Genomic DNA, 21,492 nt, shown 5'->3' with positions numbered 1-21,492 from the left:
TCTGCGGGCCCCCTTGTCTCTCGCATTCTCCTGCTGTCGGCTGCTACCTGGACACGCTGCAGTCTTTCATGGGAGGAGCGCCCAATATCTGCGTTAGATCCTGGCCTTGTTTGTATCTGATCTTCAGGATGTAGATGGAACTAAAAGCCGCATTGAACATTTCCTGGGCCCTTCCCACACTATCCTGCACAGACAGGATCGCCCGGTCCGAAAGCACATGATTTGCAGAAAACTCATTCACAGACTGATACCTTCTTACGCGCCCCACTTCCGACTCCAGAAAATTGTTCGAGATCGTCAGTTCTTCATTTTTTCCATAGTTTGCGCTTTGAAACTCGCCATTTTGATCCAGGCGCAACAATTCGATATTTTCGATGTCCTTTGAGTACATCAAATCAACATCCAGCCCCACACGAATGTCGCTGAGAATTTGCATTGCTGAATTTTTCACCGGCAGATACCCACACTGCGTTTGCAAAGAAGCCGCACTGACAGCACGTGATGGGACATGAACAGAAAACGGTGCCAAGACAGGAAGACTGTCACAATTATAGCGTTCAAGACACTCTTCGGCCCGGAATCGCACCTCATGGATCTTCGCTTCAAGAGTCGCCGCCTTCGGTTCAAAGTACGCGCCATAAAGAGCTGGGCTGACACGGGTTTGCAGACTTCTTATTTCTGTCAGCAGTTCATCGTGCTCAAGAATCCAGTCCGCCATGAGCTTAAGTTGCTGCCACTTTTTCTGCCTTGGACGGATGTTTTCTGCCCCTTCAAAAATATCCAGGGGTTTTACCACATAGGCAAACACCGGAGAGTTCTCGATTGTAAAACTTCTGAAGTATTTTTCGGCCGCGTTCTTAATACTTTGCAGATCATCCACCACGATTTCGTTGGCAAAGATGCCCAGGGCCTCCGCACCCTTTCCACCGACAGAAACCACCTTCACTTCAACCGAACCAATCTTGTCCAGCTTGCGGATGAATTCTTTGTACTGAACATTGATATCTGCACCGAAGTTCAGTTTAGGAACTTTCAGTTTATTCTTTAGATCCAGGATCTTTTCTTTGACATCTTCGGTGCGGGAATTCTTAACATGGATCAGTACGACCACCTTCGAACGATGAATCTCTTCTGACACAAAGTGAGTGCCGCACCTTCTCATGACCTCCGCCCACCTGCCACTATCCAACAAGGATTGATATTCGGGCTTCAGGGATTCTTCCGTCAGGCCTTTTCGCCCGTAGGAAAATTCCGCCGTCAGCGCGAAGTTCAGACTGTTCTTGTTTTCAAGGAACTTATGAATCACACGATAGGAATTCTGACTGTCGATGTTCACGGCCTTGATTGTTCCCGCCGCATTCAGTTGAGTATCAAAATTCATTTTTCGTTCCAGCTCACTGGAGGTCTCAATCATACTAAGATCAAATGTTGTTGAAACAGGCGTATTTCCATCCAACCATTCTCGATCGGTGTTTTTAACACAATTGGCCTTGGCTTTATCAGGGTGGTCCATATCCACCCCAGCCCCCAGCCGCAAAGAACCATTTTCACTGTAACTGATGGTTTGCGCAAACGTTTGCACCGACACCAACAACATCACCAAAATAATTTTTTTCATAACTTCACCTGTCCCTTATGGAAGTTTCAGTCTGAGTATTTTTAAATTCTTTTCCGTTCCCAGCTCCGGCAGCTTGTCGAAGTAGTCGTCGGGAACCGATTTCACAAATTTGAATTTGGGATCAAGAATTTTGACCCCGGCCAAGCCGTCCTGTCCCAGGCGTCCTTGCGGACCCGCCAGTCCGGGCTTACCATCAAGGCCTCTTTTACCCTGACGACCGTTATCGCCTTCACAAGGTGGAATCTCGCAACGTGTGGTCACCAGAGCCGCCCCGGAGGACCCGCCTTTACCGCCGTCACCGCCTTTGCCACCCATACCACCTTCGCCTCCCATACCTGGCTGACCTCCTGGGCCTCCGCGATTGTCGAACTCATCCCCGGTCAGCTCCAGCGTGTTGAAGACTTCAGCAACATACAAAGCAATCTTCCCGCCGTTACCACCACGTCCCCCGTCACCCCCAGCACCGCCATTACCACCGTTACCGCCGTGTCCACCATCGCCACCGTCTCCGCCATCGCCCGAGCGATTCCAGATGGCGTACTTCTGATGACCCCCACGACCGCCTTCGCCGCCGACACCACCATTACCACCCTGCTGTCCCCGGCCACCTTTGCCGCCAGTGCCACCCTCGCCCCCGACAGCACGTAGGCGGAATCCGACCGTGCCTTCGATTCTGTTGATTTTCAGCACGAGATCCGAGGCATGACCACCAGGTTCCCCCGGAGCTCCATTGTTCCCATCACGGCCGTCCATGCCGTTATAGCCATTTTGCCCACGGCCCCCATCCTCTGGGGAATCCGTCAGGGTCCCGCCCCTTCCATTTCCACCCCGAGCCCCGGCAGAACCATCATTGGCAAGCTCCAGAACCGCAGCGGCAAAGGCGCCCTGCTGTCCTTTGACTCCCCGAATGCTTTCCACATTCAAAAAGCCTGCGACAGAATCAGCGACGATCTGCAAATTTGATTGAGTCAGAATCCGTCCGCCGTTTTTGAATTCAATTCGCTTGCAGATCAAATCAACATTCAAAGGTTCTTTGCGAAGGTCCTCATTCTTGCGGGTGAATTCCACATCGCCGTTAATCACCAGAGTCTCATCCTGACCGCAAAGAAATTTTTGTTCTTCAAGCAGTACGCGGGTTTTTTCTGTAGGATCGCCCAGAATCCGGGCCCAGGCAGGAATTGCAAATGTCACAGCCGCAGCCAAAGGGATTAGTTTTTTGAAAGAATTTTTCATAGTCATTTTCCTCACTAAAATTGAAAGCTTTCGATAGAGACATCGTTTGAGATATAAATTTCCGCCTTGGTCACAAGTCCCTCGCGTCCCTCGACACCAGGACGGCCCTCTTGACCATCGTGACCATCTTGACCTGGCTGCCCCGCACTTCCGGCAAGACCCGAGTTGCCCCCGTGTTTGAAGATCGATCCATCGCCTCCGTCACCGCCTTCGCCAGCCAGACCGCCACGCCCACCTTTGCCTGCCAGCCCCTTGGCGCCACCTGGTCCGCCTTTGCCACCTGCCACCAGAACATTGATGTTGTCGTTCACTTTCACCATATCCAGAAAACGCGGTTTCACCACGACGACCACCAGGCCGCCGTCACCACCTTTGCCGCCATCACCGCCAAAGCCGCCGTTGCCTCCGTTGCCACCAGCGCCCCCATTGCCACCACGACCACCGCGACTGGCCTTGCGATCATACTTGGCACCGCCACCACGACCGCCTTTGCCACCATTGCCACCCTGCCCACCATCCTGAGCATTAAGACCTTTGAGGCCGTTTAAACCAGCACCTCCACTGGCAACGATTTCCACCCCACTGCAGAGGTCCACACTTTCAAACTGCATAAAAAGTTTGTGAGCATTGAGTCCCGCAACACCCGGAGCTCCATTGTCGCCGTTGCGACCATTGGCCCCGGTCCCTCCGGATGCTCCGGCACCACCATCAGAGCTGGGCGTGGATTGGGGAATTCCCCACTTTATTTTCCCGCCAGCATCGCGGCCATTGCCCCCCGCACCGCCATGACTTCCACTGGCTGCGGCAAGACCTGCACAGGCCATCAGATTGCACCTTTTAAACGGCTCCGCTTGATCGGGATTGTTCTTTAGTTCAGTCAGGGAAACCATCTGGTTGGCATGATCGATTTCAGCGGAAAGATTCAGTGCCGCCACATCCAACAATTGCACTCGCGAGGATTTCATCACCTCGCCAACAACCAGACGCACATTTAGCGCATAGAAAATCATGGCCTTGTTTTGCACAGCCAGTCTGCCGATTCTTGCCGGAGACTGAGACAGATCTTCCGGCAGCACCAGAAGTGTGTCTTCTTTGATCAGAAGATCCTCGCCTTGAAGACGAACCCACAAGGGCTTTGCTGCCTTGGCACGCTCCTTCAGCGATGGCAGTTGTTCGGCCAGAGTTTCGGACGTCCAATTTGTTTGGTATCGGTCGCTCAGACACAAAGACCTTGAGTGGGCTTGTACCTGGGCCAGAACCAACAACAAGAAGATCAGTTTGGAAAACTTCATGATAACTCCTCCTACGATTCATTTCGCATGAGAAGCTTTTTACAGAAGCGGGCGGAGTTCCGCGAAGTCCGGTTGGTTAAAATGGCCGGGATTCAGTTTACTTTTGGTAAAGTCAGTATTCGTACCAGTCGATATTAAGGCAATAGCCGACCTCGGGGCTTCCCTCGCGCGACAGATTGATGATTTCCTTAATGTTTGCACGCAGATAGTCCCGGATCTTCTCGGCCCCTGCGGCCGACAAGGACATGGGGCTTGTATAATGCACATGGGGGTCTTTGTAAAAATCCATCTTTGAAATGGCTCTCTGACGCCAGTTCTGGTGATGTCTTAAAATCATCGGGTGAGTGGAATCCAGGTGAGTAAATCCCTGCTTATAATAAAGCTGCCCGTTCTTTCTTTCACACAAACCCACTTCGATCAAAAACTGAATGGCTGTGTCCACTTTTTCCAAGGGCACACTCAGTTTTTCGGCGATGGTTTTTAGTTCTTTTCCGGCAGGGGTGGGCAACAGATTTCTGACACCGGTATAAAGCCACGACGAATAATAGGTGGCTTTATCCACATCACTCAGAACAACATCCTTTGGAACTCGAGCACTGATGGATTTGGCCTCGGACTGCAGCACCTGGATCTTACTTTTGAGACGCGACTGAAGCTTGACTGAGCCCGCCCGTCCCAGCTCGATCATCAGCATAAACATATCGGTTTCTTTATCGCCAAAGCCGAAAAAGGCGGCGGCCTCCAGCCCCTGCTCGGGAGAAAGATTCTTTTCCCCTTTCAGGATCTGTGAGAACAACGAAGTGCTGATACGCATGGCTTCAACCAGTCGCCCGCGGTACTTCTTATCAACCCGCTCTTGAGACTGAAGAACATCCTTAAAGAAAAGCCTGTAGTCGTCGTAGTTGTAGATATCCAGCATGCCTTTAGTTTACTAACGGTAAACGAAGCCCGACCTGTTTTTTCGGTTTTCCAGCAAAAAATCAGGACCTTGTTCTTGTCTCAGACTGAGATTTCGGGACCTTTGATGAGGCATGGCACTTGCTCCTAAAGATGGCAGGAGTCGAATATGACCATGCAAGCATCGCGAAACAGATTCTTATTGAGCCTGGCCCCCTGGTTTCTTTGCGGCTTCATGACATTTATCGTCGCCTGTCAACCCAATGAGCACACCAGCTCCGGGCCCACAACCGCAACCAGTGGCGGGGGCGGAAACACCGGCGACGGCGGTGGTGGCACGGGCTTTAACTCTAAAATGTACGAGCAGTACATCACCAAACTTGAAACCCTTGGCATCTGGAAAACGGAAATCAGCAAAGTTCTGGAAAGAACCACTTCATTCAACCCGTCTTTACTTAATGTGCTCCAAAAGAAGACCTGGATTTTTGTGCCCCAGAAACTTAATCGTATTGATGCCGAAAAAATGGGGATGGAGTTCCGGGCAAATGACTATGAACAGTATGCCTTTCAGAGTGAAGGAGAAATCTGGATCGATTCCGCCGCCTTCAACACCCTGTCACCGGAAACTCAAGCTTATCTGATTTTCCACGAAACGATCATGGACCTCTTTGTGCTGTCCAAAGTTCGCCAAATCGGCGATAAGAATCCGGAAGATTTCGCACCCTACAAAGAAGCTTACTGCAAACGCCTGAAGGATCTTTTCCCGGAGCCTCAAGTCTGCTCAACCAAAACAACCGCCAAACCAAAATCCCTGTACTCGGCCCTGACCGCCGCTGACTATCCCAAAATCCGCGAAGCGACACACTTGCTGATGGATTCTAATTCAGGAAAGACATCTGACGATATTCTTGTGCATCTTATCGGGCTTGGCTTTGATGAACGAGTCGTGGGTTCCGCGCTGCGAATGAATCCTCCAGAAGAAAGCGGAACCAAAGGTCTACAGGATCTCATCGGCTGGATTAAAAACGAAGCCATCAACGAAAGCTGCGTCACTAAAGATCTTGAAGCCAATCCAGGGAAAAATCAAAAATGTGCGCTCACCTTGAGTGCCGACAAGAAAGCCATTGTCATCAACAATGGTGAGTCGTCGTTTCATTTCCAACTTCCTACCGACGAAAACACGTTCACAGTTCACACCCGACACCTGGTCACCCAGGAATCCACGGTCAAGCTTTCCTATTGGGCAAGGGAACCCGAAGACGCCAATGGCTGGAGTGCAGTCCCCTCTTTCGAGATTCTGATCCATTACGCAGGAAACGGCCAACCAGCTTCAGTGCGACTTGAAACCACAAGCACCCTGACGCCGGTGAAAATCTGGACATTCGCAAAAATATTCTCTCTAGCTCCGGGAGAAGGATTCCAGTTTTAAGTGACATTATGCAAAAGTGGTGAGCTCCCATATGTCTCCTGGGCATCTATCAACACCACTTTTTTGTACCAATTCAAAACAACTGCTTTTTGTTTAAATTTAATTTTATTTATATCTAAAAAATGTCGATCAGTTCGCTATGCGATGGCTTCTGCGAAAACTCTGGCGGCTCCTGATCAGCACGACTCTCTTCCTACTCACGTCGGTCTTTACGATGGCGATGATGTTCATTTCAGGAACGAGCTTATTTTCAAGACTATTCTGGGTTGGTTTAGCCACAATCTCTGCATTCATCTTTATAATCTATCTCAAACGAAGTCTTTCAAAACATGGATCTAAAGACCAACAAGGGTATATCATCCTTAAAGGGACCTACGAATACGAGCATAGATACATTGCCAAAAAAATCTTAAATCGTAATTTGTTCCCTAACGAAGTCGTCCATCACATTAATGGCAAAAGATATGACAACAGACTGATTAACCTGTGTGTGATGGACAGATATCAACACGAATTGTTCCATGCTTGGTTAGATTGGAAGAAAAAGAAAAGCGGTTGCTATCCAAGCTTTGAAGAGCAAAAGCGGCTGCTCAGAGAGAAGCACAACGGCATCCTTTTGGAAAATCCATCCGGCTTTAAAATGAACAATTCCACATTACCAGTCCGACATACTTTCTCGCTTAAAGAAGAAGAGATCCGTCATCCTGAGCAATCAGATGACTATTCTAAAAAACTTTTTCACGATCTGAGACAAGAAAGAAAAAGATTGGCTCTTGAAAGAAATATCCCCGTCTATCTGGTATTCAAAAATTTCACTCTGACAGAGATGGCCCGACGGATGCCGCAAGATGCCCAGACAATGGCAAGCATCACTGGAGTAACATCCGAAAAGCTTCGACTTTACGGGGATCATTTCCTGGAAGTTATCTGTAAATACAAATCAAATACAGAAGAGCTGAAAAGGCGAAATTCGGGCAGCCTCCGGTCTTAAGAGATTCCGGTGGGACCCAAGTCTTGAAATGAGCTTGTATACATTCCGCGTAATCCTGTAATGTGGCCTCATGTACAGACTGCGTGACTATCAACAACAAGCCGTTACGAATACCATCCGGTACTTCCAAAAAACAAGGGAACCGGCTGTCATCGTATTGCCGACGGGCGCGGGAAAAAGTTTGGTCATTGCCGAACTGGCCCGCATCGCCCGAGGCCGCATCCTGGTTCTGGCCCACGTCAAAGAACTGGTTGAACAAAACCATGACAAGTATAGAAGCTATGGCCTGGAAGCCGGTATCTTTTCCGCAAGCCTTGGAAAGAAAGATCACGACCAGAAAGCCATTTTCGGCAGCGTGCAATCTGTTGCCCGCGCCCCGGATGAGTTCTTCAACAATTTCTCACTGCTGATTATCGACGAATGCCACCGTGTCGCTGAAGAGGGCGCCACCCAATATCAGGAAGTCGTCAAAAAACTTCAGGATCGCAATCCCACTTTGTGTGTTCTGGGTCTGACAGCCACCCCTTACCGACTGGGACTGGGCTGGATCTATGAATACAATCAGGGTGGCGAGCTTAAAACTGAACAAAAGCGATTCTTCAAGCAGTGCGTGTACGAACTGCCTTTGTCCTATATGATCCGCCATGGTTATCTAACCATTCCGGTGAAAGTTGACATTCCGGTCACTTGTTATGACTTCTCAGACCTTCTTGGAAAAGACCGCGCCTTTACAACCGCCGAGGTTGAAGAGGTTCTTAAGAACCAAAAACGCCTGACGCCTTTGATTATCAATAACATCATCGACATCACCGAAAAGTACGACCGTCAGGGTGTGATGATTTTTGCCAGCACCATCAAACATGCTGAAGAGATCATGACCTATCTGCCCGCGGATCAGGCCCGGGTGGTCATTGGTGACACTGACATCAAAGAGCGCGCACAGATCATCCATGATTTTAAACAGAAAAAATTCAAGTACCTGGTGAATGTATCCGTTTTGACAACCGGATTTGATGCACCTCATGTCGACGTTATTGCAATCTTGCGTCCAACAGAATCCAACAGTCTTTATCAGCAGATCGTAGGCCGTGGCCTGCGACTGTCCGAGGATAAAAAAGACTGTTATGTTCTGGATTATACAGGCGTGGGCCATGACATCTATGCCCCGGAAATCAGCGACAAGCGGCCTGCAAAAGATACAGTCCCGGTCAAAGTGACTTGCCCCCAGTGTTCATTCGAAAATGATTTCTGGGGATACGCCGACGATGACGGCGTGGTCTTTGAGCATTTTGGCAGAAAGTGCAAAGGGGCTACTCAAGACCCAAATACTTTAAAAATCAAACCCTGCGGTTTCCGCTTCAGATTTAAGCTTTGTCATAACTGTTCTTGTGAAAACGACATCACCGCCAAGTCTTGTGAAAAATGCGAAGCCGTTTTGATTGACGCTGAAGCGAAGCTAAAACAGGCGAAACTTTCCAAGAATGCGCATGTCATGACGCCGGACCGAATTTCATTTGAAGAGCGCAAGGACAAAAACTCTAATCCATACCTGGAAATCCGCTATTACGATGTGGAATCCAATTATCTTAGCGAGGTCCACTTCTTCAACAACACGACGGCTGTTAAGAAGTTCAATATCAACTTCTTAAGGTCCCACCTCAGACGCCCCGAACTGGCCGTGGATTTGACAACCCCCCAGGAAGTCATCAGATTCCAGAAGCTTTTCCGTTCACCGATCTTTGTGATTGCCAGAAAGCAGGATAAGTTCTGGCGGGTCACCGAAAAGGTGTTTGCTGAGGAACTAACACCTTAACTCCTCCAAACTAAAAGGGACATTATGAAAATCAGAACCAGTCCTATCTTACCCTTTCTTCCCCTGCTCGCTTTCATAGCGGTTTTCCTGGGAAGTGGATTCTATTACATCTGGCAAGGCGTCGATTTCGCCTTCTATCAATTGCCCTCTCCTGTGGCGACTTTGCCCGCGGTGATCTTGGCTTTTGTTCTGATGAAAGGAACTTTTGACAAAAAGCTGACAACCTTCATTCAGGGCCTGGGAGATTACAATGTTCTGACCATGTGTATGATCTATCTGCTGGCTGGAGCCTTCGGCTCAGTTGTGAAAGCCATCGGTGGAGTGGACGCCACAGTATATTGGGGAATGAAAGTGATCCCCGACTCACTGATTGTGCCTGGGTTCTTCTTTTTGTCTGCGTTGATTTCGACTGCGATCGGCACTTCCATGGGCACAATCTCGGCATTGGGACCGATTGCTTTGGGTCTGGCGACCTCGGGTGGTCTGGATAAGACCGTGGTGTTTGGAGCCCTCGTCGGTGGCGCCATGTTTGGTGATAACTTGTCGTTTATTTCAGACACAACCATTGCGGCGACAAGATCCCAAGGGGCTTCTATGCGTGACAAGTTCCGCGTGAACTTTGGGCTGAGTATGCCGGCCGCGATTATAACAATGACATTGCTTTATTTCACTGTGCAGTCAGGCTCTGCCGTGCCGGTTGCTCCGGGGGACTGGTACAAGGCACTTCCTTATTTGGTGGTTCTGATTCTGGCTTTGCTGGGAATGAATGTGTTTCTGGTATTGGTCCTGGGAATTCTTCTGGCGGGGGCACTGGGATTGTTCTTCGCGAATTACACCTTCCTGCGCCTGGGACAAGACATCTATGCAGGCTTCAAAGACATGCAGGAAATCTTCCTGCTTTCGATGATGATGGGCGGCCTGGGGCAGATGATGAAAGAACAAGGTGGCATCGACACTTTGAAAACCCTTCTGAAAAAGATGCGCTTTCGCAGCCCAAAGCTTGAAAAACTGTGGGCCGAATTCAGCATCGGTCTGTCGGTGATCATCGCCAATTTTGCCGTGGCCAATAACACAGTGGCGATCATCATCACCGGGGACTTGGCTCGGGAAGTGGCTAAAGCCGAAGGCGTGCCTCCGGACCGCAGTGCAAGTATTCTGGATATTTTTTCGTGCGTCGTGCAGGGAGTGATTCCCTATGGAGCACAGATTCTGTTGGCCAGCCAGATGGCAAAGCTCTCCCCGCTGGCCTTGGCCGGCAGTATTGAATACTGCTATATTTTGGGAGCGATCACATTTGCCTCCATGGTCTGGAGAAGCTGGCGTCAGCGCTGATCGTCAGGTGGACTTTACGTCGCTGCAAAGAGGGGCCGTATGGGACGAATTTAGAACTCAGTTATATTGCGAACTTCGAGAGCCCTTGAGCTTTTTATATTCCAACACAAACTGCTCCAGCTTGTCCGCGTGCCCTTCTTTTTGTGCCCATCTTTTAATTTTATCCAGCGATATAGAATGCTTCTCGCATACCCATAATGCATGAATTAAACTGCGGCGATCATTCCAGTGAAACCAGGCGACAAGACGATCCATCACACATTGGGTTGGTGAAAACATCGTCACAGTTATTTTACCGACTTTCATTTGTCCTTCGGGTTTTACAGGAATTTGTTCCCCAATTGCAACGGGACCTTATGGAAACTCTACATACAGTTCTGAATTTGAATGGTGAAAGTATCTGCCCTCTTTCTGAAAGCCTATTGCGGCAAGAGCCTTTGTAATGGCTTCATGAGAATAGGGCGAAATAAAATCAAGGTCGCGCGAAGCATGTTTTTCTTCAGTATAGATTGAAACGCAGGCTCCCCCAACCAACACACAAGAAATACCGTGCTTTTCAAGTTGCTGAACCACAGCCGCTGCAAATTGCTTGCGGTTCACTGATTTTGTTATCTTCATAAAGCCTTATTCTTTTTTCTGGGACGCATGCGCTTCATGAAATACTTTTCTTGTTGGTCCAATGGAATATTGGAAAGTGCCTTTTGCAGAAGTGCGTTGAGCTCTTTAGAAAGAAACCAGGTCTTATTAAGAGAATAGACGCGCGTTCTTCCCTTTTCTTGACCTATTAGAATATCGGCTTGCTCCAGCTTCAGAAGAGTTCTGGTCACCTGGGTTTTACTTATCTGAAAAGTATTGGCGATTTCCAGCGCATAGCTTTCACCTATGGCTGCGATAAATAGAAGACTCTTCTCTGTTGTTTGACTGCCAAAAAGCTCTGCGAGCATAATCACCCCTATTTAGGGCAATATAGTCCTAATTTAGGACTCTATCAAGTCCAGCTACAGTAAAAGACCTAATTTAGGACCTTTTTGACCTATTTTAGGACTAAAACAATACCCTGGAAAATAGAACTTACCAGAACATGGTTGATATGAACCACTTTCTGACTCATCGAACTCTTAATTTTGCTTCTACCGATAACGAGCTGCTATACTGCGATCCCCGCCCGATGGGAAAAACCAAGAAAATAATTTATTGTTTATTATTTAAACATAAAAAAACCGAAGACTTAGCTTCGGTGATTTTGGCCATGTTTTCAGAGAAAAAATGGCGGGGTGGACGGGACTCGAACCCGCGGCCTTCCGCGTGACAGGCGGACGTTATAACCAACTTAACTACCACCCCAGTGGCGTTTTGGAGAATCTTTTATAGCCAAGCTATCCGAGCAATACAACAAGATTTTTTAAAAATCTTGTAACCAGCCGCTTAATGCCTGCTTTTTGTGCAAAAACCCACCTCCACCTCCCCAGTTTCACCTATTCAAGGCCCTAAAGTGGGTATAGTCTCAGGAAATATTAAGGAGTCTCCCCATGAAATTGCTATTGGCAGCTACAGCCCTACTCTTCTCTCAGGCCGCTTTGGCCGAAACCATCACCTACAATGTGGAAGGCATGCACTGCGGTTCCTGTGCTCGTGCCATCAAAGCCCAGGTGTGCACGATGGAAGGCCTGGAAAAATGCGATGTTACCGTCGGTAAAGTTGTGATCTCCCCTAAAGCCGGAGTGAGTATTTCTCAAGATCAGATTCAGGCGGCGATTTCCAAGGCTGGTGAGTATAAGATCACCAACTCTACAAAAAGCAAATAAGCTCTTAAGCGAATCACACCTCCGAACACGGGGGTGTGATCAAGAAAAATTGACCACTCTTTCGCCTCTAGAACCATGACCCCAAGACCATTCTTTGTCATAATGGGGACATGCTTACGAACTCCTCCGCACCCATGAAGGGGCGCCTTCTTATCATCGACGACGAATCTGAACTACTTGAGGTCCTTTCCGCCTTACTTGAAGACAGTGCTTCTGAAATTCATCGTGCCAACAACGGAATTGAAGGAATCGACCTTTTGAAGTCCCACCAGTTCGACGCTGTTCTGTCGGACGAAAAGATGCCGAAAAAATCCGGCTTGGACGTGCTGAAATGGATGCGTGAAAACGGCCTGCACATCCCGTTCATCATTCACACGGGCTACGGTCAAAAAGACATGGTCCTTGAAGCCCAGCGCCTGGGTGTTTATGCCTTTATCGACAAACCTTGGGATGAAAACGCCCTGATCACCACGGTGGAGCGCGCCCTGAAAGCTGGGATGGAGCAACAGAAGGGCTAAAGGCCTTGTCTCCCCCACCCCCGACCCCTCATAATGAGAGCAGCCGAGCCATCAAGAATCCAGTGGCTCTAGAATAGGATACTCTCATGAATAAGCTCTTTTGGATCGACATGGAGATGACCGGTCTTGATGTCGAGAAGGAAGTGATCATCGAAGTGGCGGCCATCGTCACGGATCTAAACTTCAAAGAACTGGCCACTTTTGAAACCGTGGTCAAACAACCGCAAAAATATCTGGACAATATGGATGCCTGGAACACCGAGCACCATAAAAAATCCGGCCTGACAGCCAAGGTGCCGTTCGGTATGGAGCCAGATCAAGTCGAAGCCAAACTGGTGGACATGGTGAAAAAACACTTCCCGGATCCTAACGAGCGCCCCGTTCTTGCTGGGAACTCGATCATGCAGGATCGCCTGTTCATCAACAAGTACATGCCAGATCTGGCTGCCCGCCTGCACTACCGCATGGTGGATGTGTCTTCCTGGAAAGTGATCATCAACAACAAGTTCAAGTACGTCTATCAGAAGTCCAACAAGCACCGCGCCCTGGAAGACATTCGTGAAAGCATCCAGGAACTGCGTCATTATTGCGACAACCTGAAGTTCTAGAAAGTTCAGCGAGCCATGCCTCAGAAAAAATCCACTGAAAATGAATCTGCATTTAAAAACTGGATTAACGAGGCGCTGGTTCGCCGAATGGCCGCGCACATCCAACAGCACTATCCCCATTTCGACTCCAAAGGCTTTATCAAAGTCAGCCATGAACTGCCAAAGCTTGAGATGAAGCCGCGCATGCGCCTGATCTGTGACTTCCTGAAAACTCATCTGCCGGCAGAGTATCCCAAAGCTTTAAAGATTCTTTTGAAAGCAGCCACAAAGCCCAAACCTGGCGTGGATCCCTTAAAAGGTTTTGATCTGTGGGCCTTCACTGAGTTTGTGCAGCGCTATGGTCTGGAGCACTTTGAGGAATCCATGAGTGCTCTGCACACGCTGACACAGAAATTCACAGCCGAGTTTGCTGTCCGACCCTTTATCATCCACGACCAGGACCGCACACTGAAGCAACTGATGTTATGGACCCGGGATCCCAGTGAACATGTGCGCCGCTGGGTTTCAGAAGGCACCCGTCCCCGTCTGCCCTGGGGCGAGCTGCTACGAAGCTTTATTAAAGACCCCAGCCCTGCGCTGGAGCTTCTGGAAGAGCTGAAATACGACGACTCACTGTACGTCATAAAGTCTGTCGCCAATCATCTGAACGACATCACCAAAAATCATCCCGAACTGGTGATTAAGACTTTGAAGCGCTGGCTGAAAGATTGCCCGAAAGAACATCAAGAGAAAATCAACTGGATCACTCGCCACGCCTTACGCACACAAGTCAAAGCGGGCAATCCCAAAGCTTTGCAACTTTTGGGTTATCACACAGAGGCCGCAGTGAAGCTGCACAACCTGACGCTGAGCCCGCAGACAGTTAAAACCGGCGGTCATCTGGAGATCAGCTTCGCCCTGTCCTGCGCGCAGAATGCAACCGTGGTTGTCGACTATGCGATTCACTATAAGAAATCCAATGGCAGCCATTCTGCCAAAGTCTTTAAGCTTTCAAACAAGGACTTAAAGGCGAAAGAGCGAATGGATTTCACCAAGAAACATTCCTTCCGCCCGGTGACAACGCGGGTCCTTTATCCCGGAGCCCACGTTCTTGAGATCTTCGTCAACGGAAAAAGTCTGGGGAAAGCCTCGTTCACGCTGAAGTAAAACGCGCCAAGGCACCCTTTCTTTAGAGGGACTTTTTCATTTCCTCTAAAGATTTCAGAAGATTTTTGTAGCGCTCCGTTTTAATTTCCGGATCGGCCAAAGCGACCTCGATGGTCTTTTTGGCTTGGTCTTTTTGTTTTAGCTCTTTGTGAATTTCAGCCAAAGTTTTTAGATTGTATAAACGCATGTCCGCGCCCAGCTCCACGGCTTTTTCTGCCTGTGGCAAAGCCTTGTCAAAGGCCTTTTGGCGAACATAGTAATTCGCAAGCTTCATATAAGGCACATAGCTGCTTGAATCTTCTTTGAGCAGCTTCAGCAGCCAGGCTTCTTCTTCAGCGGGCATTTCGGCAGTTCTGAAATAGTAAAGAACGGCCATCACTTCGCCGGGACGCTTTTCTGAAAGATTCATAGTGGCCATTTCTTTTTTCAGCTCACCTTGAGCCAGCATGGCCTCTTCTTTGTTTTCCAAAAGATCCGCCGCCGTCTTCCACATCGACAAAACCTCGGCGCGTTCCGCCGGGCTGATGGCGCTGACATCCCACGCGGCCACCCATTTGACGGTGTCCGACTTTGAAGACGCCAATTTTTTCAGAAATGCCATATTGGCCGTCAACTTTTCTTTTAAGTCTGCCGGAAGTTCCTTTTTATTTCTTTTAAGGTAACCACCCCAGTCGTTCGCTGCCGTCACAGCTGTGAATGTTTGAGGTTTCGCTTCAGACCATTTTTTCAGAACCGCCAAGTATTCAGCGTCTTTCTTTTCCGTTTCAGCCTTGTCCGCCCACAAACCCATCTCAGACATGGCGTAACGATCCGACTCTGCGCCAGCTGCCGCGTACCACTTCACAGCCTTTTCGTAATCCAGAGCATTTCGAGCCTGTTCCGCCAACGCCAGCATCGCGGCCTTATCCCCGACAGCAGCCAGCTTTTCAAGTTCTTCACTGGATTTCAGGTTCTTTTTGGCGGCTTGAAGTCTTTTTGCAAATTCATCTGCAGGAACAAAATCCAAAGAGCGGTAAAGTTCAGACCCGTCGGGTTTTAGAATCAGCACAGTGGGGATGGCCTTGATGCCGTACTTTTTACCGAACTCTTTATTCACCGCCATGTCGGCATTCAAAGCCACCAGAACATAGTCCTTGGCAGCAGCCTTAAACTTCTTCGTGCCAAATACTTCCGTTCCCAAACGCACGCAGGCCGGGCACCAAGGAGCACCATAATCCACCAGCAAGTTCTTCCTGGATTTCAGCGCCAAAGTTTTGGCGGCTTCCAGATCGTTCACGATAAAACCGTGATGATTTTTCTCAATCTTGCTTGAAGACTTCCCGGACACGACGGCTGCGACTTTGGCTGTTTCAACCTTCGCAGCTTCTTTGGCCGTTTTGAGTTTTCCGCCTGCGACGATATAAGCCACTTTATGTTCTTCACAGACAGTTTTTTTGTCATCGCAAACATAGAAGCCCAACTCGAACACTTCATTTTCTTTAGCGGGTAAAGCAAAGACCAACTGCTGCTCTTCTTTGACCAGCGGAGCAATTTCAGCCCCCTTCATGGCAAAGCTGGCCGGAGCCTCCTTGTTGAAATGAAAGCCTTGTTGGACTGTTCCCAGAATCTTTCCACCTGACACAGCAAAAGAAACCTTGCCGTCAGAAAGACGCGCCCACGACGCAAACGAAAACATCAATGTGAAAACCAGAAAAAGACTCTTCATAGATTCTCCTTACCCGGAAAAACCTATCACGTCTTGCGCTCGTGACAATCCTAAAAACTCCTCAAGATCACAAGAAGCACAAAACTCCAGCTTGGCGGGCAGAGCCTAGGACTTAAAATTGAGTTCCGCAGCGCCTGAAAAAAACGGCGGCAGCACACAGAGAACTGAAAAGAATAAAAAAAGGGAGCCATGACAGGCTCCCTTTCCCGTAGCGGGTGGATTAGTAGCGATAGTGTTCTGGTTTGAACGGCCCCTGCGGGCTCATGTGCAAGTATTTAGCTTGCTTGCCAGTCAACTTCGTCAGCTTCACACCCAGTTTGTCCAAGTGCAATGCCGCCACTTTTTCGTCCAAGTGCTTAGGCAAACGGTAAACAGCGATCTCTTGGTATTTGTCGCGGTTGTTGAATAGCTCCATCTGCGCCAACACCTGATTTGTGAAGGAGTTGGACATAACGAAGCTTGGGTGACCCGTAGCACAGCCCAAGTTCACCAAACGGCCTTTGGCAAGTACGATCACTTGTTTGCCGTTTTTCAAAGTGTGGATGTCCACTTGTGGTTTCACTTCGCGGATTTTGGAATTCTTGTTCAACCAAGCCATGTCGATTTCGATATCGAAGTGACCGATGTTGCACACGATCGCGTTGTTCTTCATTTTAGTGAAGTGCTTTTCAGTGATGATATCGCAGCAGCCAGTTGCTGTTACGAAGATATCACCCAACGGAGCCGCATCTTCCATAGTGGTTACTTCGAAACCTTCCATTGCCGCCTGAAGCGCACAGATTGGATCGATTTCAGTCACAAGAACGCGGGCACCCAGACCACGCAAAGAGTGCGCAGAACCTTTACCCACATCGCCGTAACCTGCAACAACGCAGATTTTACCGGCAACCATCACGTCCGTTGCACGCTTGATACCGTCGGCCAAAGATTCACGGCAGCCGTACAAGTTGTCGAATTTGGATTTTGTCACAGAGTCATTGATATTGATCGCAGGAACTTTCAACTTGCCTTGTTTCAAAAGAACTTCAAGGTTGTGAACGCCTGTCGTTGTCTCTTCAGAGATACCGATGATCTTCTTCATTTCTTTGGCGAAACGAGGCTCGTGCATCATGTTCGTCAAATCACCACCGTCATCCAGGATCATGTTGAAGCCGTCTTTACCCCAACCAACAATCGTCTGTTCGATGCACCAGTTGAATTCTTCTTCAGTCAGACCTTTCCATGCAAAGACCGGGATGCCCGCAGCAGCAATAGCCGCCGCAGCGTGATCTTGAGTGGAGAAGATGTTGCAAGAAGACCAGCGGATTTCCGCACCCAGCTCAACAAGCGTTTCGATCAAAACCGCTGTTTGGATTGTCATATGAAGGCAACCCGCAATACGCGCACCTTTCAAAGGCTGCTGTTTTTTGTACTCTTTACGAAGAGCCATCAAACCCGGCATTTCTGTTTCAGCAATCTTGATTTCTTCACGACCCCATTTCGCAAGTTTTGCGAACACTTCAGGGTTTTCCATCGCCTCTTTGCTGACTCTGTAGTCAACAGTAGCGGCCTTAGCAATCGCAGGAGCTTTCATTTTCGCATTCTTCTTCATAGCGGTTTTTCCGTTCGTCGTAGTCAATGACATTGTTTGAAGTCCTTGTTTTAGTTTAAGTTTTTAATTTCAAATCTGCTTCAGCTTGCGTGCCTGTCTACACTCCGGCTTCGCCGGAGTAGTGGCACTCAATCTCTGCCTGCTAAGGCAGAGTCAAAATTTCGTATCCAGTATCTGTCACAAGCACCGTATGTTCAAACTGTGCCGACAATAGACCATCTGCGGTATTGTAGTACTTAATACTGGAGCCCGGAATGTCGAACTCGATGATCTCGTCCGTCCCTTGGTTCACCATCGGTTCGACGGTGATACAGTGGAAAGGCACCAGGCGCTCGCCCTTGCCCTTTTTACCATAGGATGGAACAAAGGGTTCTTCATGGAACTTGCGTCCCACACCGTGGCCACCGATCTCTTTCACGGCCACATACCCCTTGCGAGTCACAAGTTTATTTGTTTCAAAACCAATGTCCCCGGTAAAACCATTCGGACGAATGGCTTCAATACCCACATCGCGAGCCATGCGGGCTGTTTCCACAAGATCTTTGGCCTCTTCGGACACATTGCCAATCATATACATTTTAGATGTGTCCCCAAAGAAACCATCAATCCAAGCTGTGACATCCACATTGATAATATCGCCGTCTTTCAAGATGGTTTTATCATCAGGAACGCCATGGCAGACCACCTCATTGATGGAAGTACAGGTGTACTTGGGGTAGCCGTGGTATCCCAAACAAGCCGATTTGGCCCCTTTGGTGGCCATAAAATCGAAGCAAAGCTGGTCGATCTCGTTCGTGGTCATACCAATTTTGATATATTTATCGAGGTAGGTCAGAGTGTCGGCTGCAATACGGCAGGCAACAGTCATTTTTTTGATTTCTTCCAAAGAAAGCGGCTTAATTCCCATAGGGGATGGTATAGCACATGCCCCCACCCTTGAACAGGCCGAAACGAAAAAACCCAGGATTTGAGCCCTGGGTTTTTTAGTGTTCAACTCAATTTGAGTCTAAGACCTATTTAAGGTGCTTAGAAACCAATTTAGTCATGTCGAACATAGAAACTTGAGATTTGCCGCCGAAAACTTCTTTCAATTTAGCGTCAGCATTGATGTTTCTTTTGTTCTTAGTGTCTTGAAGGTTGTTCTTCTTGATGTAAGCCCAAAGTTTTTTAACAACTTCAGTGCGTGGAAGTGGAGAAGCACCAACAACTGCTGCCAAAGCTGCAGATGGAGTCAACGCTTTCATGAAAGCTGCGTTTGGTTTACGAGCAGTTTTAGCTTTTTTAGGAGCTGCTGCTTTTTTTGGAGCTGCTTTTTTAGCTGCTGCTTTTGGAGCCGCTTTTTTAGCTGCTGCTTTAGGAGCTGCTTTTTTAGCTGCAGCTTTTTTTGGAGCTGCTTTCTTAGTAGTAGCTTTTTTAGTAGCTTTTGCTTTTGCCATTCGAAATTCCTCCGTTAGGTTTTTAGTCTTGTTTATCTCGAATGAACTTAGTGTGTATCTAAGTCGAGCCGTTTGTCCAAAGGAAAATGCAGGGAAAATCATTTTTTTTTGCGCTCAGAGAGCGGAAAAGACCCGATTTCACCCCCTTTTCCCCTCGGAAAACGACTTTCCCCCCTGGGAAAAGCCCCCCTCCCCCTCTGAAAAAGTCGGTTTTTTACAGGGAAAACACCTTCTGGACTGAGCCATTCCCCTCTCGTGCCGATAAGAAAAGCATGAGTTTTCAGGCAAGCTTTAAGCAAATTCTCAGAGAGAAAATGGGTTCCGAAACCTTCGTGAACGCCTCCGAAGCCAGCCTGCTCAGTGCCGACCCCTCTCACCTTGCGTACTTGATGGGTCAGGTCGGCAAGCGCGAATTCAATACTCCACGCGGCCACTACCCACGTCCGACAGTGCGCCCCCAGCGCAAAGCCCACAGTTTTTCCCCTGCGCAAAAAGAGGCTTTTGATTTCCTAAAAAACTGGATCCTGGATCTGTCCGAAGGTTTCACTGCGAACGAATTGAAGAAAGCTTTCCGTCAGGCCGCGCTGGTTCTACACCCAGATCATGGCGGCAACACCCAGCAGTTCATGGCATTGAAAGAGCACTACAACTGCCTTCGCCCCCTTGTTTCACTCTGAAACAATAAACAAGATTACATTGTTGAAATTTCCTTAGGCCTTTAGTTTCTACGCCGATATTGCATAATGGAAGCAACCAGGAAAAAGCAGCATGAGGGATCTCAGTTTCAAATCTGAAGATGCTTACAAGAAGCGGCTGACTTATTTTAAAGTCATCTACCTCTTAGGCCTGGCTGTCACCCTGGTCTATCTGCTGAAGTTCAACTTTCAATACGGTGTCAGCGAATACAACCCCATCCTTATTCCGACCTGGATCACCCTACTTCTTATTCCGCCCCTTAGTCTTAGATTTATTAAAAACTACCTGGTCTCCGCATCTATATTGTGCGTCATGGCGGTCGTCATCGTCTCTTACTTCCTGTACTTGTCCGGAGGCATTGATGCACCGGGGATCTTTTGGTTGACGGCCATCCCTTTGATCTGCGGAATTCTTGTCGGCGTCCCAGGGGCCGTTCTGGGCTACACTATCGTCACCCTGGTCCTGATCTTTTTTTGGTATGCACGCTCTTCCGGATTCGGCCCCAACATCATTGCCCAGTACGGCGACTATGGTCAGGAAAAGCTATTTAATATCATCATCTTCCTGATCTTCTCGGGCTTTAACACCCATTACTATATCCGCGGCGAAAAAAGCCTGATGAAAAATCTTGAAGAAAAGAACCTGGACATTGAGAACCTGCTCCGCGTCCTGATTCACGACATTGCCAACACACTTTCAACAATGACCTACAACCTGGTTAAGGCCAAAGAGGATCGTGAAGAACACAGCCTGAGCTCTTTGGAACTGGACAAGATCGAACGTGCCGTGGATGACATCGTCAATCTACTGGCCCAGGTTCGCCACCTGAAATCCGTCAAGGATGGCAAAGCGGCCATGCCCTTAAAGCCTCTGAATCTGACCATGGTACTGAATGAGGTCTATGAAAACACGGTCGCCACAGCCCAGCAAAAAGGCATCAAATTGCATCTGGACATTTCCCGCGACCGCATGCCCATCCAAGGCGAAAAGACCATCCTTAGCAATGTGGTCCTGTCCAACCTGATCAACAATGCCATCAAGTTTTCCCACCCCGGAGAGCGCATCGAACTTCGCGCCTATCCCACGGAAAGTGAAGTGGTCATTGAAATCCGCGACTATGGCATCGGCATTCCAAAAGAAATTCTGGCCAACATCTTCAGCCTGAACTCCCAAACCACCCGCCCCGGCACCCAAGGGGAAAAGGGCACCGGCTACGGGATGCCCCTGGTGCGTGAGTACCTGCAAATGATGGAGGGTACCATCGAAATCTTCTCCAGCGAGGAAGCCAGCTCTTCGACCCCAAGCGGGACTCATATAATTCTAAAACTCCCCTTGGCGAAAACAGCTCATTAAAACGTCTCAACTTTAGACATCTTGATCCT

At 48.7% G+C, this 21,492-nt stretch carries 21 protein-coding genes and 1 tRNA gene; 10 read left to right on the top strand and 12 right to left on the bottom strand.

What is annotated here, in order from left to right:
- Positions 1-43 precede the first annotated feature (43 nt).
- The 4 genes from ACZ5ZZ_RS05755 to ACZ5ZZ_RS05740 all read right to left on the bottom strand — a co-directional run bounded on the left by ACZ5ZZ_RS05755 (position 44) and on the right by ACZ5ZZ_RS05740 (position 5,062).
- Positions 44-1,618, bottom strand: a complete 1,575-nt coding sequence (locus ACZ5ZZ_RS05755; RefSeq protein WP_464141667.1) for a hypothetical protein — start codon at positions 1,616-1,618, stop codon at positions 44-46.
- Between the two features lie 15 nt (positions 1,619-1,633).
- On the bottom strand, positions 1,634-2,851 hold the full coding sequence (locus ACZ5ZZ_RS05750) for a hypothetical protein (protein ID WP_464141665.1): 1,218 nt from the start codon (positions 2,849-2,851) through the stop codon (positions 1,634-1,636).
- 14 nt (positions 2,852-2,865) lie between these two features.
- On the bottom strand, positions 2,866-4,143 hold the full coding sequence (locus tag ACZ5ZZ_RS05745; protein ID WP_464141664.1) for a collagen-like triple helix repeat-containing protein: 1,278 nt from the start codon (positions 4,141-4,143) through the stop codon (positions 2,866-2,868).
- Between the two features lie 112 nt (positions 4,144-4,255).
- Positions 4,256-5,062 carry a TIGR02147 family protein gene (locus ACZ5ZZ_RS05740; RefSeq protein ID WP_464134248.1) on the bottom strand — a complete coding sequence of 269 codons (807 nt, stop codon included), beginning with the start codon at positions 5,060-5,062 and terminating at the stop codon, positions 4,256-4,258.
- 147 nt (positions 5,063-5,209) lie between these two features.
- Here ACZ5ZZ_RS05740 and ACZ5ZZ_RS05735 point away from each other — a divergent pair, with 147 nt between their 5' ends.
- The 4 genes from ACZ5ZZ_RS05735 to ACZ5ZZ_RS05720 all read left to right on the top strand — a co-directional run bounded on the left by ACZ5ZZ_RS05735 (position 5,210) and on the right by ACZ5ZZ_RS05720 (position 10,605).
- A complete protein-coding gene (locus ACZ5ZZ_RS05735; RefSeq protein WP_464141662.1) occupies positions 5,210-6,469 on the top strand; it encodes a hypothetical protein in 1,260 nt (419 codons plus the stop codon).
- 139 nt (positions 6,470-6,608) lie between these two features.
- Positions 6,609-7,460 carry an HRDC domain-containing protein gene (locus ACZ5ZZ_RS05730; RefSeq protein WP_464117607.1) on the top strand — a complete coding sequence of 284 codons (852 nt, stop codon included), beginning with the start codon at positions 6,609-6,611 and terminating at the stop codon, positions 7,458-7,460.
- Positions 7,461-7,530: 70 nt separating this feature from the next.
- Positions 7,531-9,273 (top strand): DEAD/DEAH box helicase, encoded by a 1,743-nt coding sequence (locus ACZ5ZZ_RS05725; protein ID WP_464134243.1) that lies wholly within the window; start codon positions 7,531-7,533, stop codon positions 9,271-9,273.
- Positions 9,274-9,297: 24 nt separating this feature from the next.
- The gene (locus ACZ5ZZ_RS05720) at positions 9,298-10,605 is read left to right on the top strand and encodes a Na+/H+ antiporter NhaC family protein (protein ID WP_464141660.1); all 1,308 of its coding nucleotides are present in this window, start codon (positions 9,298-9,300) and stop codon (positions 10,603-10,605) included.
- Positions 10,606-10,662: 57 nt separating this feature from the next.
- Here ACZ5ZZ_RS05720 and ACZ5ZZ_RS05715 read toward each other — a convergent pair whose 3' ends face one another.
- The 4 genes from ACZ5ZZ_RS05715 to ACZ5ZZ_RS05700 form a co-directional block, all read right to left on the bottom strand.
- A complete protein-coding gene (locus tag ACZ5ZZ_RS05715; protein WP_464134239.1) occupies positions 10,663-10,911 on the bottom strand; it encodes a hypothetical protein in 249 nt (82 codons plus the stop codon).
- 48 nt (positions 10,912-10,959) lie between these two features.
- Positions 10,960-11,223, bottom strand: a complete 264-nt coding sequence (locus tag ACZ5ZZ_RS05710) for a nucleotidyltransferase (protein WP_464141659.1) — start codon at positions 11,221-11,223, stop codon at positions 10,960-10,962.
- Positions 11,220-11,549: a winged helix-turn-helix domain-containing protein gene (locus ACZ5ZZ_RS05705; protein WP_464117611.1), complete on the bottom strand. Its 330-nt coding sequence runs from the start codon at positions 11,547-11,549 to the stop codon at positions 11,220-11,222. Before ACZ5ZZ_RS05705 ends, ACZ5ZZ_RS05710 begins: the two co-directional genes overlap by 4 nt.
- Before the next feature lie 323 nt (positions 11,550-11,872).
- A tRNA-Asp gene (locus ACZ5ZZ_RS05700) sits at positions 11,873-11,949 on the bottom strand.
- Positions 11,950-12,134: 185 nt separating this feature from the next.
- Between ACZ5ZZ_RS05700 and ACZ5ZZ_RS05695 the strand changes: the two genes are divergently transcribed.
- From ACZ5ZZ_RS05695 to ACZ5ZZ_RS05680, 4 genes are all read left to right on the top strand, one after another.
- Positions 12,135-12,410: a heavy-metal-associated domain-containing protein gene (locus tag ACZ5ZZ_RS05695; RefSeq protein WP_464117613.1), complete on the top strand. Its 276-nt coding sequence runs from the start codon at positions 12,135-12,137 to the stop codon at positions 12,408-12,410.
- 110 nt (positions 12,411-12,520) lie between these two features.
- A complete protein-coding gene (locus ACZ5ZZ_RS05690) occupies positions 12,521-12,928 on the top strand; it encodes a response regulator (protein WP_464141658.1) in 408 nt (135 codons plus the stop codon).
- 86 nt (positions 12,929-13,014) lie between these two features.
- Positions 13,015-13,536 (top strand): oligoribonuclease, encoded by a 522-nt coding sequence (gene orn / locus ACZ5ZZ_RS05685; protein WP_464117615.1) that lies wholly within the window; start codon positions 13,015-13,017, stop codon positions 13,534-13,536.
- A 15-nt stretch (positions 13,537-13,551) separates the two neighbouring features.
- A complete protein-coding gene (locus ACZ5ZZ_RS05680) occupies positions 13,552-14,682 on the top strand; it encodes a DNA alkylation repair protein (protein ID WP_464141656.1) in 1,131 nt (376 codons plus the stop codon).
- 22 nt (positions 14,683-14,704) lie between these two features.
- Here ACZ5ZZ_RS05680 and ACZ5ZZ_RS05675 read toward each other — a convergent pair whose 3' ends face one another.
- From ACZ5ZZ_RS05675 to ACZ5ZZ_RS05660, 4 genes are all read right to left on the bottom strand, one after another.
- Complete coding sequence (locus tag ACZ5ZZ_RS05675) at positions 14,705-16,387, bottom strand: thioredoxin family protein (RefSeq protein WP_464141655.1); 1,683 nt, start codon at positions 16,385-16,387, stop codon at positions 14,705-14,707.
- Between the two features lie 220 nt (positions 16,388-16,607).
- Positions 16,608-18,011 (bottom strand): adenosylhomocysteinase, encoded by a 1,404-nt coding sequence (gene ahcY / locus ACZ5ZZ_RS05670; protein WP_464134228.1) that lies wholly within the window; start codon positions 18,009-18,011, stop codon positions 16,608-16,610.
- A 109-nt stretch (positions 18,012-18,120) separates the two neighbouring features.
- Positions 18,121-18,885 (bottom strand): type I methionyl aminopeptidase, encoded by a 765-nt coding sequence (map, locus tag ACZ5ZZ_RS05665; RefSeq protein WP_464141653.1) that lies wholly within the window; start codon positions 18,883-18,885, stop codon positions 18,121-18,123.
- Between the two features lie 106 nt (positions 18,886-18,991).
- Entirely contained in the window at positions 18,992-19,414 is a 423-nt protein-coding gene (locus ACZ5ZZ_RS05660) for an SWIB/MDM2 domain-containing protein (RefSeq protein ID WP_464141651.1), read from the bottom strand.
- Between the two features lie 272 nt (positions 19,415-19,686).
- Between ACZ5ZZ_RS05660 and ACZ5ZZ_RS05655 the strand changes: the two genes are divergently transcribed.
- Together ACZ5ZZ_RS05655 and ACZ5ZZ_RS05650 are read left to right on the top strand one after the other, a co-directional pair.
- Positions 19,687-20,091, top strand: coding sequence for a J domain-containing protein (locus ACZ5ZZ_RS05655; protein WP_464141649.1), 405 nt, complete (start codon positions 19,687-19,689; stop codon positions 20,089-20,091).
- A gap of 91 nt (positions 20,092-20,182) precedes the next feature.
- Positions 20,183-21,463, top strand: coding sequence for a sensor histidine kinase (locus tag ACZ5ZZ_RS05650; protein WP_464141647.1), 1,281 nt, complete (start codon positions 20,183-20,185; stop codon positions 21,461-21,463).
- Positions 21,464-21,492 lie beyond the last annotated feature (29 nt).

This window comes from Bdellovibrio sp. HM001 (assembly GCF_055397275.1).
Note: the sequence above shows the minus strand (reverse complement) of the source record. Positions and strands in the feature narration are given on the sequence as shown.

Excerpts from the sequence above, each read along its gene's own strand:
- ACZ5ZZ_RS05755 (WP_464141667.1), bottom strand. The coding sequence starts at position 1,618 with ATGAAAAAAATTATTTTGGTGATGTTGTTGGTGTCGGTGCAAACGTTT.
- ACZ5ZZ_RS05750 (WP_464141665.1), bottom strand. The coding sequence starts at position 2,851 with ATGAAAAATTCTTTCAAAAAACTAATCCCTTTGGCTGCGGCTGTGACA.
- ACZ5ZZ_RS05745 (WP_464141664.1), bottom strand. The coding sequence starts at position 4,143 with ATGAAGTTTTCCAAACTGATCTTCTTGTTGTTGGTTCTGGCCCAGGTA.
- ACZ5ZZ_RS05740 (WP_464134248.1), bottom strand. The coding sequence starts at position 5,062 with ATGCTGGATATCTACAACTACGACGACTACAGGCTTTTCTTTAAGGAT.
- ACZ5ZZ_RS05735 (WP_464141662.1), top strand. The coding sequence starts at position 5,210 with ATGACCATGCAAGCATCGCGAAACAGATTCTTATTGAGCCTGGCCCCC.
- ACZ5ZZ_RS05730 (WP_464117607.1), top strand. The coding sequence starts at position 6,609 with ATGCGATGGCTTCTGCGAAAACTCTGGCGGCTCCTGATCAGCACGACT.
- ACZ5ZZ_RS05725 (WP_464134243.1), top strand. The coding sequence starts at position 7,531 with ATGTACAGACTGCGTGACTATCAACAACAAGCCGTTACGAATACCATC.
- ACZ5ZZ_RS05720 (WP_464141660.1), top strand. The coding sequence starts at position 9,298 with ATGAAAATCAGAACCAGTCCTATCTTACCCTTTCTTCCCCTGCTCGCT.
- ACZ5ZZ_RS05715 (WP_464134239.1), bottom strand. The coding sequence starts at position 10,911 with ATGAAAGTCGGTAAAATAACTGTGACGATGTTTTCACCAACCCAATGT.
- ACZ5ZZ_RS05710 (WP_464141659.1), bottom strand. The coding sequence starts at position 11,223 with ATGAAGATAACAAAATCAGTGAACCGCAAGCAATTTGCAGCGGCTGTG.
- ACZ5ZZ_RS05705 (WP_464117611.1), bottom strand. The coding sequence starts at position 11,549 with ATGCTCGCAGAGCTTTTTGGCAGTCAAACAACAGAGAAGAGTCTTCTA.
- ACZ5ZZ_RS05695 (WP_464117613.1), top strand. The coding sequence starts at position 12,135 with ATGAAATTGCTATTGGCAGCTACAGCCCTACTCTTCTCTCAGGCCGCT.
- ACZ5ZZ_RS05690 (WP_464141658.1), top strand. The coding sequence starts at position 12,521 with ATGCTTACGAACTCCTCCGCACCCATGAAGGGGCGCCTTCTTATCATC.
- orn (WP_464117615.1), top strand. The coding sequence starts at position 13,015 with ATGAATAAGCTCTTTTGGATCGACATGGAGATGACCGGTCTTGATGTC.
- ACZ5ZZ_RS05680 (WP_464141656.1), top strand. The coding sequence starts at position 13,552 with ATGCCTCAGAAAAAATCCACTGAAAATGAATCTGCATTTAAAAACTGG.
- ACZ5ZZ_RS05675 (WP_464141655.1), bottom strand. The coding sequence starts at position 16,387 with ATGAAGAGTCTTTTTCTGGTTTTCACATTGATGTTTTCGTTTGCGTCG.
- ahcY (WP_464134228.1), bottom strand. The coding sequence starts at position 18,011 with ATGTCATTGACTACGACGAACGGAAAAACCGCTATGAAGAAGAATGCG.
- map (WP_464141653.1), bottom strand. The coding sequence starts at position 18,885 with ATGGGAATTAAGCCGCTTTCTTTGGAAGAAATCAAAAAAATGACTGTT.
- ACZ5ZZ_RS05660 (WP_464141651.1), bottom strand. The coding sequence starts at position 19,414 with ATGGCAAAAGCAAAAGCTACTAAAAAAGCTACTACTAAGAAAGCAGCT.
- ACZ5ZZ_RS05655 (WP_464141649.1), top strand. The coding sequence starts at position 19,687 with ATGAGTTTTCAGGCAAGCTTTAAGCAAATTCTCAGAGAGAAAATGGGT.
- ACZ5ZZ_RS05650 (WP_464141647.1), top strand. The coding sequence starts at position 20,183 with ATGAGGGATCTCAGTTTCAAATCTGAAGATGCTTACAAGAAGCGGCTG.